Origin of the sequence: Cupriavidus sp. SIMBA_020, assembly GCF_046535395.1 — a bacterium.
In the GTDB taxonomy this organism is placed as follows: domain Bacteria; phylum Pseudomonadota; class Gammaproteobacteria; order Burkholderiales; family Burkholderiaceae; genus Cupriavidus; species Cupriavidus campinensis.
In genome coordinates, this window is the sequence record NZ_JAWRWU010001005.1 from 1 (window position 1) to 258 (window position 258).

Genomic DNA, 258 nt, shown 5'->3' on the forward strand with positions numbered 1-258 from the left:
CCTTGGGCTGGCCGGCCAGCCATTGCGCCAGCTGGTCGGCGGCATCGTCGGTGGCCTGGCGCAACGCGGCCACGCCGCCAGCGGCGTCCTGCGTGGGCGCCGGCACCTGTGTCGCGATGCGCACCTGGCCGATCACGTTGCGGCCATTCAGCAATACCGCCTGCAGCAGCACGCGGCCTTCGCTGGCGGAACCATCCGGCGTGAACACCTGCTCGAACTGCGACAGGTAGACCTGCAACTGCGGCGTCTGGCCGCTGG

Annotated in this window: 1 pseudogene; it reads right to left on the minus strand. The window is 70.9% G+C overall.

What is annotated here, in order from left to right:
- Positions 1–258, minus strand: a pseudogene (locus SB751_RS32500) (hypothetical protein); the annotation flags it as partial.